General features: G+C 47.4%; 15 protein-coding genes. 7 read left to right on the top strand and 8 right to left on the bottom strand.

The window, feature by feature from the left end; all coding sequences use genetic code 11:
• Window positions 1–243: 243 nt before the first annotated feature.
• On the top strand, window positions 244–1,536 hold the full coding sequence (moeA, locus tag GO003_RS20745) for a molybdopterin molybdotransferase MoeA (RefSeq protein ID WP_159657119.1): 1,293 nt from the start codon (window positions 244–246) through the stop codon (window positions 1,534–1,536).
• A 373-nt stretch (window positions 1,537–1,909) separates the two neighbouring features.
• On the opposite strand, the gene GO003_RS20740 is transcribed toward moeA, so the two are convergent.
• The 5 genes from GO003_RS20740 to GO003_RS20720 all read right to left on the bottom strand — a co-directional run bounded on the left by GO003_RS20740 (window position 1,910) and on the right by GO003_RS20720 (window position 6,508).
• A complete protein-coding gene (locus tag GO003_RS20740) occupies window positions 1,910–2,470 on the bottom strand; it encodes a carboxymuconolactone decarboxylase family protein (RefSeq protein ID WP_159657117.1) in 561 nt (186 codons plus the stop codon).
• A 620-nt stretch (window positions 2,471–3,090) separates the two neighbouring features.
• Window positions 3,091–4,389, bottom strand: coding sequence for a transposase (locus GO003_RS20735; RefSeq protein WP_231089119.1), 1,299 nt, complete (start codon window positions 4,387–4,389; stop codon window positions 3,091–3,093).
• Between the two features lie 156 nt (window positions 4,390–4,545).
• Window positions 4,546–4,740, bottom strand: coding sequence for a hypothetical protein (locus tag GO003_RS20730; RefSeq protein WP_159659085.1), 195 nt, complete (start codon window positions 4,738–4,740; stop codon window positions 4,546–4,548).
• A gap of 137 nt (window positions 4,741–4,877) precedes the next feature.
• Window positions 4,878–5,045 carry a TetR/AcrR family transcriptional regulator gene (locus GO003_RS20725; protein WP_159659086.1) on the bottom strand — a complete coding sequence of 56 codons (168 nt, stop codon included), beginning with the start codon at window positions 5,043–5,045 and terminating at the stop codon, window positions 4,878–4,880.
• Between the two features lie 590 nt (window positions 5,046–5,635).
• Entirely contained in the window at window positions 5,636–6,508 is an 873-nt protein-coding gene (locus GO003_RS20720; RefSeq protein WP_159658579.1) for a LysR family transcriptional regulator, read from the bottom strand.
• Window positions 6,509–6,626: 118 nt separating this feature from the next.
• Here GO003_RS20720 and GO003_RS20715 point away from each other — a divergent pair, with 118 nt between their 5' ends.
• The 4 genes from GO003_RS20715 to GO003_RS20700 all read left to right on the top strand — a co-directional run bounded on the left by GO003_RS20715 (window position 6,627) and on the right by GO003_RS20700 (window position 9,085).
• Window positions 6,627–6,953 carry an EthD family reductase gene (locus tag GO003_RS20715; protein ID WP_159658578.1) on the top strand — a complete coding sequence of 109 codons (327 nt, stop codon included), beginning with the start codon at window positions 6,627–6,629 and terminating at the stop codon, window positions 6,951–6,953.
• A gap of 69 nt (window positions 6,954–7,022) precedes the next feature.
• Window positions 7,023–7,547: a carboxymuconolactone decarboxylase family protein gene (locus tag GO003_RS20710; RefSeq protein ID WP_159658577.1), complete on the top strand. Its 525-nt coding sequence runs from the start codon at window positions 7,023–7,025 to the stop codon at window positions 7,545–7,547.
• A gap of 58 nt (window positions 7,548–7,605) precedes the next feature.
• Window positions 7,606–8,208 (top strand): hypothetical protein, encoded by a 603-nt coding sequence (locus GO003_RS20705; protein WP_159658576.1) that lies wholly within the window; start codon window positions 7,606–7,608, stop codon window positions 8,206–8,208.
• Window positions 8,201–9,085: an alpha/beta hydrolase family esterase gene (locus GO003_RS20700; RefSeq protein WP_159658575.1), complete on the top strand. Its 885-nt coding sequence runs from the start codon at window positions 8,201–8,203 to the stop codon at window positions 9,083–9,085. The genes GO003_RS20705 and GO003_RS20700 overlap by 8 nt, the downstream gene beginning before the upstream one ends.
• Window positions 9,086–9,262: 177 nt before the next feature.
• Here GO003_RS20700 and GO003_RS20695 read toward each other — a convergent pair whose 3' ends face one another.
• The 3 genes from GO003_RS20695 to GO003_RS20685 form a co-directional block, all read right to left on the bottom strand.
• The gene (locus GO003_RS20695; RefSeq protein ID WP_159658574.1) at window positions 9,263–9,547 is read right to left on the bottom strand and encodes a hypothetical protein; all 285 of its coding nucleotides are present in this window, start codon (window positions 9,545–9,547) and stop codon (window positions 9,263–9,265) included.
• 624 nt (window positions 9,548–10,171) lie between these two features.
• The gene (locus GO003_RS20690; protein ID WP_159659108.1) at window positions 10,172–11,392 is read right to left on the bottom strand and encodes a hypothetical protein; all 1,221 of its coding nucleotides are present in this window, start codon (window positions 11,390–11,392) and stop codon (window positions 10,172–10,174) included.
• Window positions 11,393–11,652: 260 nt separating this feature from the next.
• Entirely contained in the window at window positions 11,653–12,138 is a 486-nt protein-coding gene (locus tag GO003_RS20685) for an inorganic diphosphatase (RefSeq protein ID WP_231089227.1), read from the bottom strand.
• 215 nt (window positions 12,139–12,353) lie between these two features.
• Between GO003_RS20685 and mobH the strand changes: the two genes are divergently transcribed.
• Together mobH and GO003_RS20675 are read left to right on the top strand one after the other, a co-directional pair.
• Window positions 12,354–14,186, top strand: a complete 1,833-nt coding sequence (gene mobH / locus GO003_RS20680) for a MobH family relaxase (RefSeq protein ID WP_231089118.1) — start codon at window positions 12,354–12,356, stop codon at window positions 14,184–14,186.
• A 174-nt stretch (window positions 14,187–14,360) separates the two neighbouring features.
• Window positions 14,361–16,487 carry a patatin-like phospholipase family protein gene (locus GO003_RS20675; RefSeq protein ID WP_159659107.1) on the top strand — a complete coding sequence of 709 codons (2,127 nt, stop codon included), beginning with the start codon at window positions 14,361–14,363 and terminating at the stop codon, window positions 16,485–16,487.
• The last annotated feature ends 409 nt before the right edge of the window (window positions 16,488–16,896 follow it).

The following is a 16,896-nucleotide window of genomic DNA, read 5'->3' as shown; positions in this document are numbered from 1 at the left end:
GACAACTCACTTGTGTTGCGATTTAAAAAAAACACAAACTATTAACAATAACCAACGTAAGCAGAGTGTTGAAGTGTTGGGTGGACGTTGGCTTTATCAACGCTATCGAGGTCATCTTATCCATTCTTTTCAGGCTATGGTAGTAACTTAAGCAAAAGGTAATATGATAAATCATATCAGCAATATGGACCAAATCAGAAGTGTATCGGCAACAGTGAATGAACATGGTAGTTTCGGGGTGTTATGCCTAATAAGATAGATAGCGTAAGACTTCATCTAAGCAAACCAAGTTGCGCTGACGAGCATGATCCAACAGCAATAACTGTTGATGTTGCGCAGCAATTTATAATAGATTGCATAAAACCATTGGCTATTACGAAGCAAGAACGGTTGTCTTTGCGACAGGCCATTGATCGTGTGTTGGCTGAAGATATTATTGCTGAAATGAATGTTCCTCCTTATGACAATTCGGCGATGGATGGGTTTGCCCTGTGTGCCAATGATATACCTCGGAATGGGACAGTCACATTAAAAGTAGTTGGGAATAGTTTTGCCGGTCATCCATTTCTTGGGAGATGCACAAGTGGCGAGTGTGTCCGCATAATGACAGGAGCAGTGATTCCTGCCAGTTGCAATACGGTGATCCCGCAGGAGCATGTCGAAATGCTCGGCGCAGCAAGTATTAGAATTGATGGCCGTACTAGGCTAGTAGAAAATATTCGATTCGTTGGTGAGGATATTCGATTAGGACAAACAGTGTTGACATGTGGTCGACGGTTAACGTCGGCAGATTTAGGGTTGTTGTCTTCCTTAGGCATCAATAATGTTGCTGTAATGCCGCGCTTGCGGATAGCCTTTTTTTCCACAGGTGATGAATTGCAGCCAATTGGAGAAGCCTTACAGCTTGGACAGATATACGATAGTAATCGAAATGTAATGTTTGGGATGTTGAGCCGCTTGCATTGCAATATAACTGATTTAGGCGTGATTGGTGACGACCAAATACAACTACACAATATATTGCAAGTAGCTGCGAAAAACCATGATGTCATTATTAGTAGCGGCGGAGTTTCGGTCGGAGAGGCCGATTATATACGTCAAGTGTTGAACGAATTAGGCGAAATTGTTTTTTGGAAGGTGGCAATTAAGCCAGGACGACCATTAACTTTTGGCCGTCTAGAACAAGCATTGTTTTTCGGTTTGCCAGGTAACCCAGTGGCGATGATGGTAAGTTTTAACCAGTTTGTGCATCCGGCACTACAGCATTTAAGTGGCGAAGTCGTTCGTCCGCCTTTAATTTTACAAGCGATGAACAGTTTGCTTTTAACAAAACGAGCGGGAAGAGTAGAGTATCAGCGCGGCATTTTGAGTCAGGCGTCTGATGGCGGGTTGACAGTATGCAAGACCGGTGAGCAAGGTTCTGGTATTTTACTTTCCATGTCGCAAGCCAACTGCTTCATAATCTTGGCAGCTGATCAAACCCGAGTGGAAGTTGGTGAAACGGTTATTGTGCAACCTTTTGGAAACTGGTTATAAAGTTTGAGTAAAAAAACTGAGTTAAGTAATTACGAACCGATTAATTAAACAAAATTCTTACATGCTTCGTCCTTAACATATACCGATGGACATTTTTAGCGCTCAACTGGTTCGCAACTGTTAACAAAGATTGTTGAATCCGCGCCTTAGATCCCTCCGCCTACATAAATTACGACTAGCCCTTCGTTCCACTCACCGCTTTTTAACTGTGCTCTTCTCGTTCGAATATCAAAAAGATGATCCATCCCCGATAAGTGCGATTCAACCCTGAATCACGCTTATCGGGTTATTCCTGTTTCAAGTTGCGATCCTCGGCGCGGTAGAAAGGGATAACGTAAGCGTGCTCTGCCAATTTCTGAACTGCGAAGCACAACTATGAAGCAAGCGATTTTTCCAAGTTTGCCGCCCAACCGGAATAGCCGATTGTAGGCAAAACTGAAGCCCCGGTTTGATGCGCGGTTTCCGGATCGACATCGACACCAACCCCATTGACGAACCGGTTCATAAAATTGACCACGCAGCAGATGCACACCACATCAAAAAAGGCTTGTTCATTCCATCCCTCAGCATAAATTGCATTGACATCTGCTTTGGTGACTTGCGTAGGCGTTAGTGTAAGTTTTTTGGCGTAGCTCAATATCGGCTGAAGTTTTTTATCGACTTTAGGCGAATCAAGGTTAATCTTCATGTCACTGAATATCGATTCATCAATTCCGTAAGCGGTGGCCGCAGGCACATGAGAATGAAAACAAAAACTGCAAGAATTTAAGCCGGAAATATAGGTAAAAATGAGTTCGCGTTCGCCGTCAGTCAGTGGTGATTCCTTACGCATGATGTCGTCGATGAGGTGCAAGATCATAATACCCCGTTTGGGATATTTTTGAAACACATCCGGGAGATTAGTCGAGCCTGGACTCGAAAGTAAAAAAGACATGGATTTATCCTTTATTAAATTAAAAATGAATTAAAAAATGAGTTAGTTGTAAGCTATAAGTTAAATCACCCCCGGCAAAGCCCCGGACTTATCTCTGTTAGCCCCTCAAAGGGGCTTGTTCAAGAACCGCCAAAAGGCGAATTTGCTTGCCCAAAGAGCATCAGTTGCTCGTAACGTTCTTGCTCGCGGATGAAATTCCTCACCATTTCTACATCAAGGTTAACTGTTGATAAGAAATAACGCCGCGCTCGGAAATTTTTTTACTAGTAAAATTCTTGGTCTTGCACCTGAAGTTCCGGGTTATTGCATTCTCACTTGCTTTGACTCAAACTTTGATATTCCCTCATTTTCGATACTCCTCTCTTTTGGTCGAGATAAGAGCATCGTTGCGACCATCTTATAGATGGTCAAACCTTCGAGAGTCCCGCGCCATAGCCGGGGGATTACCAATATTAATTACCTCCCTAATACGATTGAAAAATATATTGACTGATTGGTACATAAAAAATAAAAAAATAAGTGCGGGATCTTTAGGAATACGCATACTCGCTTGGAAAGACAATCGACAACACGGTAGGGGTAGCCACCATAAGCGCCAACTTAAGGATCTAAGTGCTTGATTAAGCAAAACGAACACCTAAATTCCGACGTTCAGCGACGAGCTCCGAAACACGACCCGGCAAACCCTGAAGCTTTCTCTTGCGTGGACGTTCACAGAGGCTTTTTATACAGTTGTCAATAAATCGCTCATTTTTTGGCAAACAAGCCGTGAGTCCGGATTTGATTTCATCGGCGATCATGCGCCATAAACGCCAATGGGTAATCGAACGATCGCCGGCCATCGTGGTGGCCGCCCGGCCGAATCGGCGCTGCACAATTTTTTGAGTCACTGCGGCAAACAGTAACTTGCCGTGCAAATATAAGTCCGCCAGCTTGCTGTTTTTACGAGCGCGTAGCCGGTCGATATCGAGCAAACTTTTCAGGCGCTTGATGACCAGTTCCACTTGCCAGCGAACCCGGTAGAGCTCAGCGACGGCTTTGGTGTCGAGCACCGACTCGGAAATCGAGGTAAAAACCAACACCCAACCGCTCAGCATCAAGGTCTTTTGGCTTGCCGTGCGACCTTTATCACGCGCGCGTTGTTTCGCTTTGCAGCGTGCCTGGGCGGCCTGTTCCGGCGGTAACGGCATCGCATGCACCACGCCTTCGATGCGGTTGTCTTGATGACACAGATAAACCGGTATCGCAGCCGGTTGGCCGTTCAAGTCGCGTAAGCGCTGTTCCCAAGCGATTTTGACACCGTTGGGATCGTCGTTCCGCTCGTAAAGCGTCATACTGTGCGGATTATAGCGCAGCACGACATCGCCGCCCCGGTCAATGAACGGAATTAAGCTCTTCGGTTGGTTGTAGCCTCGATCCATCAGCGCGACATCACCTGCGGCCAACTGATAATGAGCCAAGCTTTCCCCAACTTTATCGGTCGTGACGTTGACCTCGCGGAGTGTCAAGCTCATCAAGTCGATCGCCACATGCAGGCGATAGGTCGTTTCGTTCGCACCCGGTTCTTGCACGGTCGAGCCGTCAATCACAATGAAATTCAGTGCGCCTTGATTGACCACTTTATCCAGTCCAAACACACTCTTCAGTAACGACTTGATCCATGCTACGCAGGCCGCCAGTCGCTTGGTTACCGCCATGTCGCTCAAATAGCCCTGAAGCTTGGCGATTTCGCCAGCACAGCTGCGCAACGACAAGTCCAGTCCGCAATACAACAGGACTAACTGCAATAACTGCAGCGGTGATTGGATTTTCCGTGCCCGGGCAAACGCCTGCAATTCATAGGCCCGCGCCTGGAAATCAGCCGGGAGTTCTTGCAAAAAGTCATCAAAATGCGTATCAGTTAGCTGTGGCTGCATCATAGGGATTTTCACTTTCGTCGGTAAAAATACGCTATGTTGTGGTCACACCTTTATTTTTCAACTATGAATCAATATTTTATGGCTTAAGTTGGCGCCTATGGGGGTAGCCACCACTTTTTCATAGTTTTCCTGACAAGGCTTGGCGCCTCCCAGCACCTAGACTCCATAAAATACAGCGGTCAGGTAGGGCGACAATACCTGTAGATCGCTGCCTTCGCCTATTTCTCCTGTGGCTTGGGCTTTGGACAAGATTTTGAGAATGGTCATTTCTGATTGGGATATCCCCATATCGACTATTTCAGCCACTTTGGGGTCTTGACCTCGAAACCCCAGCGCCGCTTTTCCTAACATGCAGTTTTTCTGTTCATTAAAGGGTCTTTTAATTAATTGATCGAATAATTTCCTTAATGATTCCTGGGCAAATTTTGCTTCTGACAAGGTCTTGAATGCTTGAACAACATGCCAGTGTCGCGGAAATGCCTAAGCGCTTATAGGTAAAGTTCATGTTTTCTGTAAAAAGCCACATAAAAGCTGCCCTTGCCGATGCCCATGAAAGCCAAAAGTTCAGCCATCGATACGCCCTTGTAACCCTTGCTCCAAAATACTTCCATAGCATGGGAGATGGTTTGCCGGGTATAGAATCCGCGTGTTTTCATAAATTCTGCATTAGTCTTTCTGTTTCGTTTGGTACGGAATAAGTCGATAAATAGTATTCAGTAAATAGCACGTTTGGTTTGTGCGAGAAGCGAATCCCAAGGCAATGAGGCCCAGTTTGCTCAATCAACACAGTGGACAACTGCATCTTTGAATATTCAGTATCATTTTTTTGGCTAAATTTCGCGTTATTCGCATTAAAAGTCAAAATCCAGCCCAAATTCCTTTTGTCCCAACCAGAAAGAAGGTGATCAATTGAACCAATAAAAAAAGCAGTCCAAGCGCTAACAAGAGTTTTTTCACATCATTCATTATGTACCACCTCAGATACAGGCATCCTGTCTCGCCTTAAATTACTTTATTTAGACTAAGAAGTTGAGAAAAGACAAGTCAGTCAATCAGATCAAAATATTTGGTATTTATACTGCTTACCATAGTTTTATCCTATATCTTATAGAGTGGCACATAGTTATTATTTGGCTGTAGGAAAATAAGCTAATGAGCATAAGCTTTATTATTCATGTGTCTGAATTAATATTACAAGAAATCAGGCGCGTTTGTAAAAGACTAATTACCTATGAAAACATAGTATTTACCTATGAATTAAAACTGTAAGTAAGTTATTAATTTCAGTATTTTTCTGATTCTTCGGATGATAAATCGCATATATTTGGCGACTGATTTCCGGATTGCTCAAATAACGGCAACGCACGTCATCGGCGTTTGCAGGCAGGCTGTACTCTGGCATCAAGGCAACCCCCATGCCAGCGCGCACCAAGCTGACGATCCAATCCTCGCTATTGCTACGGTATGCGGCGTAGAGGTTGACTTCCTGGTCCTGGCAGATTGCCCGCAGAGTATCCCTAAGTTCGCAGTTCAACCGATCCAAATAAGGCTCAGACTGGATTTCCTTGAGGTCGATTTTGCTCAAGTGATTAAAACGGTGCTTGTTGTTAAACGCAACTACGTACTTTTCGGTATACAGCAACGTGGATTGATAGGGCGAACCCAGCAATTGCAAAGGGGCGCTAATCACCAAATCAAGCAAATCCGATTCCAGTTGCTGCAATAATAAAGTTTCACAGTCGATAATCAATTCAAATTCAATATTGGGAAACTCATGCTTGTAATGGGCAAAAATCGGGCTTAAACGTTGTGCGCCTATCGTTGCCATCAGGCCTATCCGCAACGGGATATTGTTCAACTTGGTAAAACGAAGGGCATCGGCCTTAGTCGTGACTGTTTCCTTGTATATCTTACGAAAGTTAGGCTCCACCAAGCGGCCGAGCGAAGTCAGCAAACAGCCGGAACGGTCGCGAGTGAATAATTCCCCGCCCAATTCATCTTCCAGTTTTTTAATGGATTGCGTTAAAGATGGCTGGGAAATATAGCTGAATTGCGCGGCACGGGTAAAACTGCCATGATCGCAAACCGCTAAAAAATAACGGATTTGATGCATTTCCATAGTGTCTTCCTCGAACTTATATAGCCAAAACCTATTCTTCCATAGAAAGTTAGTATTTTACAAGACTTATAAGCAGAGAATATGATTACATCACCATAATCGAATCCTATGAAAAACCATGAAAACTGCAAAACTCATTGTTATGTACCCAACACCTGCCGATGTCGATACATTTGAACAACGCTATGCAGAGGAGCATGTGCCGATGGCGGTAGAAAAAATGGCCGGAAAAACCCGCTTTGTCGCGTCGCTGGTTAAATCCAGTGTTGGTCAGGAACAAACGCCTTTCCATCGCATTGCCGAAGTTTATTTTCCGTCAATGCAGGATTTGGAAGCCTGTTTAAATTCACCGGGCGGACAGGAAACCGCACAACATGCCGTTGATATTTCGACAGGCGGTGCGCCGTTGTTTTTAATTGCGGAAGTTGAAAGTTTCGATTTTTAATCCCCCTGGCAATTGGGCAAGATATATGAGCCGATTGCCGATTTTATACCAATATCATCAGGAGCTACGATGTTATACCTGACACGAAACCCAGACCTTAATTCCTTACCCGACATGCAGGAAAAATATCCGCATCGCCGGGTATTACTATTTAAGATCATGGAAGAAATCATGAGAAATCATTCACCTTTCAGCAAGGAAACGCGCCAATTACTGTTTGCTTATACGTCATATTTGAACCAATGCAGCCTGAGCTATGAATACCATAAAGCCGCTTCGTTACCCTCAGGTCCTAACGAATCGGTATTTGCAGCTTTAAAAACGCTTATTAACAGCGCAAAAATCGATGACAAGCTAATACCGATACTTTGCTTTCTTAAAAAACTCACCCTGTCGCCTAAGCAAATTACCCCTGCAGACGCTCAAAACATCTTCGATGCGGGTTGGGACGAGCATGCGTATTTTGATTCCGTTTGTATCTGCGCCCTCATGAATTGCATGAACCGTTTTGTTACCGCTATACGTATTCTCGCCAATTCATCCGGCATCAATAATACTCATAAGATGCTGTTTACTTTTAACTATATCGGTTGAATGAGTGAAGATGAATTGATAATTCTGCCTTCAACAAAATACAAAAGAGGTTTTGAAGATGAAAAAGAATTTTTCGTTACCAGCATTATTCAATACGATAGCTCATGCTTGCCGCGCTATAGCTCTATTCGGATTATTGACCATTACTTTACCATCAGTCGTTTATGCACATCGGGGGGCAAATGATGAAGTCGATGCCTGCAATATTCTGGTGGGTCATGAACGGGTACACTTTACTGCCTATACTCCAACATTTACCACCAAAGAGTATTGCCAGTCGATTCCTCAAATAGGAGCGACTAATCTTGTATTCGATTATGAAGGCAAAGGCCTGCGCAATTTAACTGTCGAGTTTGAAGTCACCAAAGAACCAGAAGGAACCCGGATTTTCTATAAGGAACCGACAAAAATAAAATCCGGTACGGTCAATGGCGTGGTCGATTTCAGTAAATTCGGTGCAGGTAATTATCTGGCCCACGTCGCGATTGTGCATAAAGACAAGAGCATTGATAGCCATATACCGTTTTCGGTAGGTCTCGAAGAGGAATCCTCAGGCAATTTACCGATAAATTTGCTATTCATCTTTGTCCTTATAGCAGCAGTTTTTTATTTAATGAAACGCGAAGCCAATAAACCTGTAGTGGGGCCATCCGATGTTTAAAACCTATTTTGATAAATTTAAAACCGTTTCGACTTTTCGCAACAGCGTGTTTATCTTGCTGTTTTTTCTGCCTATCTTGATCACGCTGTTAATCTTTTTTAGCGAAGATAATGACGAGTTTTCGCAGATGGGCAACACGTCTTATACCAGCGATAAAGTTCAGGCGCACTGCGAAGTTGGTAAACGCCCGGGTGATCCAGGTGCGGACAATGGCGAATCAACAAGTGAAGGCATTAAATATAATATACGCACGCCGTTAAATTATGATCCCACAATCGCTCATCCATTGCTGATGGTTTATTCACCGGCAAAATCAAATCGGGCTAAGACTGAGAAACTGACCGGACTTACGCTAAAAGCGACGACGGCCGGTTTCATAGTCGCTTATGCAGATCATCCCGAGTTATCGCCTACCTCAACCATCGAACTCGGTACTATTCCAGGCTTGATTGCCAAAAAATGGTGTATTGACGAACAGCGTATCTTTCTTACCGGGCATTCTGACGGTGGGACTGCCGCGATGGCGCTGGCGTTTATGGCAGGTACCAAACATATCCCCCATGCGATTGCACCCAGTGCCGCCGGTATCGATTATCAGGATTTACGTGATCGCAAGTGTCCGGAGCCTATCCCTGTCATGATTATGCACAGCACGAATGACCACTTGTTTCCAAAATATGGTGTGCAGTCTTCAGGTTGGTGGGCGGCATGTAATAAATGTGAGCCGATACCTGAACAAATTGAAAATGGTTGCATGGCTTATTCTGGCTGTTCTAATGGCGTAAAGACTTGGTATTGCGAAGGCGATAAACTCCATGCGCAATGGCCGGGTATTAATGATACGTTGTTAGATTTCTTTATTTCGATAGGTCGTTAAGCGATACGGTCTACCGTTGAGAATTGCAGACATGTTGTGCGCACTTTTTATACCCGACACCTAAATCTGCTCAGACTAAATTATCAATCCCCTCCTCACTATCGTCGCTTTGAATCAACCAGTGAGAAAAAACGTTTATACTTAACGTTAAGGCGCTTTAAATAGTTCTGCAATAACTCAGAATACCCGTTTTTGGCTGGTAATTCCATTTGGTTCATTAAAATTACTGACTGCTTTCGACTCAACTGCTGTCACTGACTCAGATAGCGTGGCGGCTCGCATTTGGCCGTTATGCAAAGCTTTGCATAACGGCCATAATGTGAAGTTTCCTTTTATGAGCAGCGGCTTTGGCACAACCATGATGTAAGCTGGCTTTAAAGCCTCTACCACGCACGCAATCTTTGCATAATTTCCATGATTTAAAACAAGCATTTCAAATGCACCCAAAAGGAGCAATATCAACGATTATTCCAGTCGATGTCATCAGACGTATCGAATTCTCACTTTTTATCGACATCATGGATAAATTCCGCGTGATTGTTTCCCTGTTGGAAGCAATATTTAAGTAGAAAAAGCTATCTGTAGTACTGAGGGTTAGTTTCTGAATCGAACTACAGAAAATCGACTCCTGCAGTTTGCAAAAATTATGACCAGCTTTTTATCTGGCTGCCTTGCTCAATCTGCTATATTCCTAACGTCAACTATTCGAAACCAAGATGTTGTTCATAAAAGAAACTTCACATAATGGCCGTAATGACTCAGTGATAATGTCAATTTGCTCGCCGAATACCGGACTGTCGGCTGGGCCATTGGTTTGCCTTATCTATTGAAATTGGATCGTTACTCCGGCCAGCGGGTTTTTCCCGATTCAGTGAAGTCGCCAATGACTGCTTTGTAGACCTCCAACTCGCAGGATCTGGATTTCTCTGAATGGCCGCTTTGGAGAAGCGCGAGTGGCAAAAATGGGTCGTTCGCCGACGATCAGAAATCAAAAATTTGCTTATGGCCAATGGCTGCTTTTGAATATTTAACGTGGCAGATTGGTAGCGTAATCGGCGCTAGTTTCCTCCCGGATGGATATGCCTCTCAGTTGCTTGATACGATCAACCTATCCCTTAATGTAGCCAGAATACTATGATTGCCAGCATCTTCTTGCCTCATCACCTCGCGAATTTGAGCGTTTATTTGTGCTTCTGGTATACCCGCAAAGCGAGCCGCATTTAAAACTGACGTGTAAGCTTCGAGCACATCGCCGGTGGTCATTTGATAGCCATAGCCCCGTGCCATCCAACGGAGCGCCGCCATTCCAGCAGACACAGCAAATTGCGCCTGTTTTTCAGCAGAGTCTCGGCTTGCTCTAATCAGCGTCCGTGGGTCGGTGGGACTCGTGTTGACTAACTCGATTGCTCTATCGAACAAGCCGGCGTCCTTAGCCGCAGCAAACCATTTTCCTTCCGAGTTGGGCTCACTGGCCACCAGATCTTCCAGTATGTCCGCTGCCGGTTTATGCGGGTACTTTTTGACGAGTGCTCGAAACGTCGCCAGATGGGTGGTGCCCGAGTTGGCCTCCAGCGCATAACGGTTGTAGGCTTCTTCATAAAGACCTGACGCTATCAAAATAGCCTCACACACCTTGGCAACGTCCGATAGAGGTGTATTGATGATCTTCTTGCTTGCTTCAGCGTAGTGTAAAGCGTCGGCTTTTCTATCCAGAGCCAGCAATGCCCGAACCCCCCATTGACGATACCACCAGCCGCTGAAAGAGGGATTGTCAAACAGGGCCAATAATTCATCGAACCGACCGGCGGCATACAGAGAAGAGAGGTAAGCACTTGATCCCTTAAAATACGCATAACCGGATACCTGCAATACCTGCTCCACAGCCGGCCTGAATTCATCAGCCCATTGGCTGGCACACTCAGGGTTGGCGCACAGCTCACCCCAGGCATCGCCCAATGCCTCAATGTACGGTATCGCGTCAGCCTGCAACGCCAGCCACAACCGTTGCAGCCATTGTTGTCTGACCGAGGGGGCTACAGGCGCTTTGGCAATGAGAGGTACCAAGCTATCAATAGCACGGTTAACCGAGGCGCCGATGGCGCCGGAAGAACTATCAACCTGTTCGAGGGCCGGAGAGATTTTTTCTAAAAAAAGCACAGCACCTGCAGCGGCTAAGGCCGGATCTTGCTTGGCCATCCGCTTAATTTCAGAGAGGGCTTCCTTAATGCGTTGTTTCGGTTTATCCGACCGCCACCCAAAGGCATGAGAGCGAAAACGCGCTGCGAACTGCCATTTGTAAGCCGTCATGTTGAGAGTATCCTTGCTGAATTTAAAGGGAACGGCAGGGGCTTGATGATAAAGCGCTGCTCGGTTGCTGCTAACCCTCGGTGCCAATGAATATCAATCGATTGTTCCGGCGCGGTGTTTTTCCTGGCAAAGAAGCCTTAAGGGTGAGGACGATTATAAAGCCAGCTTGGGTTAGCGCTATGCTTAATTGGTGCCGTCCAGTGTTGCCAACCGATCCTTCAAGCATCTCGTGGCAATTTAAGTGTATCTCCCTTAAACCTTCAGAACGGCACCGAAGGACCGTACCATTCCACAGCAGCACGCGGCGTGGCTTTGGCGATCGCAGCAGCCGCATCGCCCCAGCCGCCACAACCGTGCCTACCCCAGCGGCCTCTGAAGGCATTGAGTAGCCGTTTGGCTTGCGCATAGCAACTAAAGAACAACACCAGTCCCCGTTGTTGCCACGGTGAAACCGGCGTGAGGCTACAAATCAGTTTGTCATCATACATACCCCGGTCATACACACCAATCGCCCCCCAGGCATAAACCGTCAGCGTGGTCCCCAAAGCTAAACGCGGACCGAGGACCACCGCATCGAGCAGATCCCCCTCTAAGCCGATGTAAGCTGGAATCGAGCCGTAGTTAAACGGGCAGGGCAGGAGCGAGATAAAATCCAGTTGCCCGGTCGATCCCCGTTTTAAAAAACTGCCACGGGGAATTTCAATGACCACCTCAACGGGAAGCCTCGGGTTTTGCTTAAACATCACTACTCCCAAAAACCCTAACCGCGTGATTTAGCATTTTGCCTGGAAGCACCGCAAAGCAAAGGCTTATCATCATCTGCACAATCGAAAGCCGGCCAATGGTTCGCCGCCTTACGGGCCACGAGGCCAGACCACCGGATGAGCAACACCCCGCAAGCGAATCACTCCGTACGCAATTTAGCACAGGTTTCAACCCCGTGCTTAGCAAACCAGGCCTGATGATGCTGAAACTCGGGTGGCCCCTAAAAGCCACCGTTACCCCGGCCAAGACGCAGCCCACGGCTTCCCTGAATGCCGTGCCGGGTCTGGTGCCGATACAATCGGCCGAAGCGTTATTGGAACCGCATGCTAGCCTGCTGGCTCAACTCGATGAACTTGCCGGTGTTTCCAAGCACCATTTCACGCACTTTTATAGCATTCCCCTGCGTAACTTTGCCCGTTTTGTCCAGCAGTTACCGGCATCCGAAGTCCATCATCACGCCGGACTCGGCGGCCTGCTGACCCATACCCTGGAAGTCTGTGTCACTGCCCTGAAAATCCGACGCGCTTATTTACTCTCGGAAACCGGCGGTGCCGAAGACATCGCCGCCCACCAGGACAGTTGGACCTATGCCGTGTTTTTGGCCGCGCTCTGCCATGACCTCGCCAAAGTTGCCGTCGATCAGACCGTGACGCTGTATGCGTCAAACCACCAGGAACAGACCTGGCAGCCCTGGCAGCACTTCATGGATGAACACGGCCTCGCCTACCGCAGTGAATTTAACCCCAAAAGACAGTACCGCCTGCATGAACACGCCACGCCCTTATTGATCCATAACATCATTCCCGACCACGGCATGACCTGGCTGAGCCAAGACCGGATCCTCTTGGCAAGATGGCTGGCCAGTCTCTGCGGCGATCATGACCAGGCCGGGGCGATCGGCGAGATCATCCGGATGGCCGACAGCCAATCGGTCGCCGCCAATCTGGGGGCAGACGGCAGCCGCATGCCCACCGTTAAAACCATCCCGCTGCATGAAAAAATGCTCACTGCGTTACGGCATTTATTGCAGGAAGGCGAATTACCCCTCAACCGAAACGGCGCGGCCGGCTGGATAAAAGACGAATACTGCTGGCTGGTCAGCAAACGCACCGTCGATGCCATCCGCGAGCATTTGACCCAAGAAGGCCATACCGGCATCCCTGCCAAAAACGGCCGACTATTCGATCTGCTCCAGGAACATGCGCTTCTCGTGCCCTGCGGCGACAAAGCCATCTGGACCGCCCGCATAGAAGGCGAAGGCTGGAGTCATCAATTGACACTGATCAAAATCCCCGTTGCCAAACTATGGACGCATCCGGAGCGCAGGCCTGAGCCCTTTGACGGGCGCATTGTGCCTATCGAACCAGTCGAAGAGGAGGGTTCAGACAACATGCTGAATGCTCTCACCGCAATAACAAGCCCCCTTCAGCCAGATCCCCTCCAACCCGCCCGTCAGCAGAATCACGATCCGATGCCGGAAGAACACGATCCGGCCCCGCTGTTGAACGTTCTGCCGGCACTGACGCAAGAGCGGGATGACAACTCAGCCAAAGTAAACGTTGCACTAACCCGAACGCTAAAGTCAAAGACTCAACCGCCGGTTAAAGACAAACCAGCAAAACCGCAGCCCAGCACCGCAGCCAAAGCCAGTGCAGAACCCACCGATCCGGTGGACGCCTTTTTTCACTGGCTGCAGCAAGGCATACAAACCGGCACCCTCAAAACCAATCAAGCCAAAGCCCGAGTGCATGTCGTCCAGGAAGGCGTCGCGCTGATGACGCCCGGCATCTTCCAGGACTATGCCTTGGCCAACGAACCAGACAGCGCCAACTGGGCCGCCATTCAGAAAAAAGTTCTGAAGAAAAATTGGCATGTCAAAGCAACCAACGGTTTAAATGTGCTCAACTATCAAGTCACCGGGCCCAGTAAGACTCACCCTGTCAATGTTGTGCTCTTTGAAGATAAAACGTTAATCTTCGGGGCAACACAACCGCCCAAAGCCAATCCGCATTTTCTGAAGAGGCTTTGAGGTCTGGGGTGCATTAGCTTTGCCAAGTTACGCGCAGCGTGTTCGGAAAGAGTTCACAAAATGATCGACTTCCTGGCATGATGTAGTGATCCATTATCGGCAGGATTTTCAGCGAAATGGACGCGTTAACCAGGCGGACTCGCTAACAACCATTCAATAAAGGGGAAACGTGCAATGGCGACTTCAAACTCTTATACAAGCCCAGACGCTGTTTGTGATCTGATCATGAAAGGTGGCATAACCAGTGGCGTCATTTACCCAAAGTTGATCGGCAAGCTAGCCGAACACTATCGGCTCAAAAATATAGGCGGCACCTCGGCCGGAGCGATTGCAGCAGCAGGCGCTGCAGCAGCGGAGTTTCGGCGTCATACTCAACATACCGATGCCGGCTTCATCCAATTGAAAAAATTACCCGAGATTCTGGGCGAGACAGTCACTGTAGAGGGGGGCAAACGCTCGCGGTTATTGAGTCTGTTTCAACCGACTTCCCGGCTAAGGCCGCACTTCACGGTTTTACTGAATACCCTGAATGTTAAGCTGCCGGGATTAGCCGCTCTGGAAACTGTTTTCCAGATGGCACGCCATTTTCCTTTGGTCTTAGTGTTCGGATTGGCGCTAGGCACGCTTTTGTTGTGGTCGATATTTTTTGGATTAACGGCAGGCAACCCGGCTGTTGCTTATTACGGTGCCTTAGCGGTAATGGGGGGCTGGATTATCATTACATTGGGAATCCGCTATGGGTTTAAGGGCAAAACTAAAGACAATAAAATGTTGCTCCGTACTCTAATAATTTGGTTTCTACTCGGTATTGCCTGGACCGCTATCGTGACAGGGTTGGTTAGTACCCTGACGATCCCGGTCTTGGTCTTCAGTCTGGAAGTCGGCAGCTTGACACTGGTAACCCTATTAACAAGCTTTGTCGTCCTGGTGGCTGTCTTGGTCTTTTTTACCCGATCAATGGTTAGCGGCTTAGTTGAGAATGGTTTCGGCTTTTGTAGCGGTTTGAACGCGGCTGACTCAGCGGATCCGAATGCGTTAACGAATTGGTTGACGGGTTATTTCAATGAATTAGCCGGACTGGAACCGACCGATTCACCGCTGACTTTTGGCGACCTATGGCGCGGTTCCCGGATTCAGAGCGCCGCAATCCCTGCTGCGAAAGATCGAGTGATCAATTTCGAAGCAATGACCTCTGCTGTCAGCCGAAAGATGCCCTATCGAATTCCGTTTATTCGAGATGAAAAGGAGTATTACTTTGACCCGGATGAATGGGCTCGGTTATTTCCGAAGGAGGTGATTGCGTTATTGAAAGTTCGTGGTGCCAGTAAAGGGGTCTATGACCCGACGACACCCAGCCGTTCTCTTTATCCTTTGCCTGAAGCAGATCAATGGCCGATTGTTATTGCCGTTCGGATGAGCTTGTCGTTTCCACTCCTTCTCTCGGCAGTCCCTTTATACGCCATTGATTCGACACTTGAAGCCGTCAACACCGTCAGGAAATACAACAGAGAGAATAAAGATCGACGGCCCCTTCCTGTCTCAAAAGTGTGGTTTTCCGATGGCGGTATTTCCAGTAACATGCCGTTGCATTTTTTTGACACCTTTTTGCCGCAACATCCGACATTTGCCATTAATCTGAAAGAAAAACATCCGGATGCGACCGACGACAACCCCGAATCTCCGCCAAAACCGGGGTTTGAAAAATGGCGCGTCTTTCTGGCAACCGGAAACGATCAAGGCTTGCAACGACACTGGCAATCGCCTACAGAAACAGGAATGGCCGGACTCTTCAATTTCCTAAAGACGGTCATAGAAACCATGCAGAATTGGCGAGATGAGATTCAATTTCCTTATCCCGGCTACCGTGACCGGATTGTTCAGATCAGTCAGTCGGAAAATGAAGGCGGACTCAACTTGAATATGTCGGAAGAAATCATTCAAGCGTTGGGCAATGCCGGTGAGAATGCAGCGCAACGACTGATCGACAGATTCATTGAAGGGAAGGGCTGGGACAATCACCGAAAGATTCGTTTACGTAACTTCCTGGCCCAACTTGATCTCGAGTTAGATGATCTTGATGCCAACCAATCAGTAACATGGCAAACATTTCTAACACAAACGGCAACACTGTCACCGTATAAAATGACGCTTAATGAAAAGAAACTGGCTGAGGAAACCTTAAAAAGCTTGGTCGATATGGCGGCAGAGTTGCGTAAAGCCGATCAAGACACTCCCCCGGTCACACTGACAGGCCACGCACCACGACCGTTTTCGGAGATCCGCATTACGCCACGGTTTTAGGATGAGGCTATCAAATTTAACGATGGCCGCCACTGATTCGCCTGGCTGCGTGATCACGGTGTTACCATTTCCCGGTTCATCTTGATCCGGATAAAGTTGAGTGAGTGAAAAACCGGTGTGGGGTGGAGGATAAACTTGAATAGACTTTGGCCGGTTTCTGCTACCGGACACGGGCGATGAAAAAATATTGGGCTAATGTTACCAACACAACCGGCCGAACCGCTCAACAGTTGGCTGCAAATTGCTGAACCTGACCGCGATCCGGGGCGAGGTAATGAAAGATTTTAGATTAAAGCCGAGGGATGCAGCGGGGGAGTTGAGGTTTTCCGGAGGGGGAGGGAAGGTTTCGACGCCGGAGGTTTTGGAGGGGATGTTTTAGTGATCAAAAGTAGAAACTTATTGGTAGTGA

Source organism: Methylicorpusculum oleiharenae, from assembly GCF_009828925.2.
Lineage (GTDB): Bacteria > Pseudomonadota > Gammaproteobacteria > Methylococcales > Methylomonadaceae > Methylicorpusculum > Methylicorpusculum oleiharenae.
The sequence above is the reverse complement of the archived record's forward strand: the minus strand, read 5'-3'. Positions and strand labels throughout refer to the sequence as shown.

Excerpts from the sequence above, each read along its gene's own strand:
- GO003_RS20725 (WP_159659086.1), bottom strand. The coding sequence starts at position 5,045 with ATGAAAACACGCGGATTCTATACCCGGCAAACCATCTCCCATGCTATG.
- GO003_RS20740 (WP_159657117.1), bottom strand. The coding sequence starts at position 2,470 with ATGTCTTTTTTACTTTCGAGTCCAGGCTCGACTAATCTCCCGGATGTG.
- GO003_RS20705 (WP_159658576.1), top strand. The coding sequence starts at position 7,606 with ATGAAAAAGAATTTTTCGTTACCAGCATTATTCAATACGATAGCTCAT.
- GO003_RS20735 (WP_231089119.1), bottom strand. The coding sequence starts at position 4,389 with ATGATGCAGCCACAGCTAACTGATACGCATTTTGATGACTTTTTGCAA.
- GO003_RS20715 (WP_159658578.1), top strand. The coding sequence starts at position 6,627 with ATGAAAACTGCAAAACTCATTGTTATGTACCCAACACCTGCCGATGTC.
- GO003_RS20710 (WP_159658577.1), top strand. The coding sequence starts at position 7,023 with ATGTTATACCTGACACGAAACCCAGACCTTAATTCCTTACCCGACATG.
- GO003_RS20720 (WP_159658579.1), bottom strand. The coding sequence starts at position 6,508 with ATGGAAATGCATCAAATCCGTTATTTTTTAGCGGTTTGCGATCATGGC.
- GO003_RS20675 (WP_159659107.1), top strand. The coding sequence starts at position 14,361 with ATGGCGACTTCAAACTCTTATACAAGCCCAGACGCTGTTTGTGATCTG.
- mobH (WP_231089118.1), top strand. The coding sequence starts at position 12,354 with ATGATGCTGAAACTCGGGTGGCCCCTAAAAGCCACCGTTACCCCGGCC.
- moeA (WP_159657119.1), top strand. The coding sequence starts at position 244 with ATGCCTAATAAGATAGATAGCGTAAGACTTCATCTAAGCAAACCAAGT.
- GO003_RS20690 (WP_159659108.1), bottom strand. The coding sequence starts at position 11,392 with ATGACGGCTTACAAATGGCAGTTCGCAGCGCGTTTTCGCTCTCATGCC.
- GO003_RS20700 (WP_159658575.1), top strand. The coding sequence starts at position 8,201 with ATGTTTAAAACCTATTTTGATAAATTTAAAACCGTTTCGACTTTTCGC.
- GO003_RS20730 (WP_159659085.1), bottom strand. The coding sequence starts at position 4,740 with ATGTTAGGAAAAGCGGCGCTGGGGTTTCGAGGTCAAGACCCCAAAGTG.